The organism is Streptomyces atriruber, from assembly GCF_001418325.1.
Classification (GTDB): Bacteria; Actinomycetota; Actinomycetes; order Streptomycetales; family Streptomycetaceae; genus Streptomyces; species Streptomyces atriruber.
Genome location: NZ_LIPN01000534.1, coordinates 1 through 2474, shown reverse-complemented (window position 1 = coordinate 2474; position 2474 = coordinate 1). Strand labels below are relative to the sequence as shown.

Sequence of the window (2474 nt, the reverse complement as noted above, 5' to 3'; positions counted from 1 at the left end):
CCCCGGCGGAGCGCCCGATACGGCCCCGGCACACCCGTCCAAGACCGTTGCGCGCGACCCATTGACACCTTCAGGCCACCCTGAATACCGTCACGCCAACATTTCGAACGTGTGACGAAATACCGAACAAGTCAAGGGGCAACTGCCTTGCGCATTACGGGAATCAGCACGCATGTGGTCGGAACGCCCTGGCGGAATCTCACCTATGTCCAGGTCCACACCGACGAGGGCCTGACCGGTGTCGGCGAGACCCGGATGCTGGGCCGCACCGACGCGCTCATCGGCTACCTCCGCGAGGCGGCGGCCAATCACATCGAGGGGTCCGACCCGTTCGCGGTGGAGGACCTCGTGCGCCGGATGAAGTACGGCGACTACGGCCGGGCCGGCGAGATCGTGATGTCGGGCATCGCCGTCATCGAGACGGCCTGCTGGGACATCAAGGGCAAGGCGCTCGGGGTCCCCGTCTGGCAGCTGCTCGGCGGGAAGGTCACCGACCGCGTCAAGGCGTACGCGAACGGCTGGTACACCACCGAGCGCACCCCGGATGCGTACCACAAGGCCGCCCAGGGGGTCATGGAGCGCGGCTACCGCGCACTGAAGATCGACCCGTTCGGGACCGGGCACTACGAACTGGACCACGAACAGAGCCTGTACGCCGTCTCGTTGATCGAGGCCGTGCGCGACGCCATCGGGCCCGACACCGAGCTGATGCTGGAGATGCACGGCCGGTTCTCGCCCGCCACGGCGATCCGGCTCGCCCGCGAGCTCGCGCCGTTCTGGCCCGCGTGGCTGGAGGAGCCGGTGCCACCGGAGAACCTGAAGGCGCTGGAGAAGGTCGCGGCGAAGGTGGACATGCCGGTCGCGACCGGTGAACGCATCCACGACCGGATCGAGTTCCGCGAGCTGTTCGAGAGCCAGGCCGCCGACATCATCCAGCCCGACGTCGGCCACATCGGCGGCATCTGGGAGACCCGCAAGCTCGCGGCCACCGCCGAGACGCACTACATGCTGGTCGCCCCGCACAACGTCGGCGGTCCGGTGCTGACCGCCGCCTCCCTCCAAGTCGGCTTCACCGCACCGAACTTCAAGATCCTCGAACACTTCAACGACTTCGCGGACGCCGCCATCAAGAAGGTCGTCAAGGGCGCGCCGCAGGTCGATCCGGAGACGGGCTGCTTCGAGCTGTCGCACGCGCCGGGCCTCGGCGTCGAGCTCGACACGGACGCCGCGGCGGAGTTCCCCCAGCAGCAGGCACGGTTCGACCTGTGGGCCGAGGGCTGGGAGAAGCGCTCGCCCGACGGGGCCGGCGCGTGACATCGCGCGCGGTCGTCGTCGACCGCCCCGGGACCCACCGCCTGGTCACGAGGCCGCGCCCGGACCCCGGCCCCGGCGAGGCCCTCGTCGAGGTCGCCGCCGCCGGGATCTGCATGAGCGACCGCGAGGCGTACGACGGACACCGCGACGCCGCGTTCGTCCGCTACCCGGTGATTCCGGGCCACGAGTGGTCAGGCACCGTGGTGGCCGTCGGCGGTGGGGTCGATCCCGCTCTGGTCGGGCGCAGGACCGTCGCCGAGGGGTTCCGGGCGTGCGGCGTCTGCGAGCGCTGCCGGTGCGGCGAGACGAATCTGTGCACGGGCGGGTACGCGGAGACCGGGTTCACCGAACCCGGCGCCTTCGCCGACCATGTCGTCGTGCCCGCGCGGCTGCTGCATCCACTGCGCGACGACGCCGATCTGCGGGCCGCCGCGCTGCTCGAACCGTCCGCCGTGATCGCGGCGGCCATGCGGGCGGGGCGGGCCCGGCCCGGTGAGCGCATCGCGGTGGTCGGCGCGGGGACGCTCGGGCTGCTCGCCGTGCAGCTGCTCGCGGCGGTCAGCCCCGCCGAGCTGGCCGTCGTCGATCCGCGCGAGGCCCGCGGGCGGCTGGCGCTGGGCTTCGGGGCGAGCGCGGCGCTCTCCCCGGCGGAGGCGGAGTCCGCGAACGGGTCCTTCGACCTCGTGGTCGAGACGGCGGGGGCGGCCACCACGGCTGCCTCGTCCTGCCTGCTGGCCCGCAGGGGCGGGCGGGTCGTGCTCACGGGGATGTTCACGGCGGGCGCCGTGGGGATCGATCCCGTGCACCTCTCCCTCAGCCAGCTGGAGGTGCGGTCCGTCTTCGGGGCGTCGTCCGCGGCGTGGGTGGCGGCGGTGCGGGCGTTCGGTGCCGGGCTGCTGGACCCGGCTCCCCTCATCACGCACGAGTTCCCGCTGGAGCGGTTCGGAGAGGCGGTGGCCCTGGTCGGCGGCGGTGACCCCAGGACCGGCAAGGTCCTGCTGCTGCCCTGACTCCGCGTCCCGAAACGGCCCGCACCCCCGCCTGGTCGACGTGTACCCATCGAACCGAACCTCGTTCGAAATCTCGGACGAGGATGGCCGAACGCAAAGGACAACAGTGACCGACCCCTCCACCCTCCTCCCCCGACAGCCCGGCGAACC

The 2474-nt window shown here is 71.7% G+C and carries 2 protein-coding genes; both read left to right on the top strand.

Annotated features, from left to right (window positions below):
• Window positions 1-147: 147 nt before the first annotated feature.
• Complete coding sequence (locus AOK03_RS37805) at window positions 148-1314, top strand: mandelate racemase/muconate lactonizing enzyme family protein (RefSeq protein ID WP_055569891.1); 1167 nt, start codon at window positions 148-150, stop codon at window positions 1312-1314.
• Entirely contained in the window at window positions 1311-2324 is a 1014-nt protein-coding gene (locus AOK03_RS37800; protein WP_055569892.1) for a zinc-dependent alcohol dehydrogenase, read from the top strand. The genes AOK03_RS37805 and AOK03_RS37800 overlap by 4 nt, the downstream gene beginning before the upstream one ends.
• Window positions 2325-2474 lie beyond the last annotated feature (150 nt).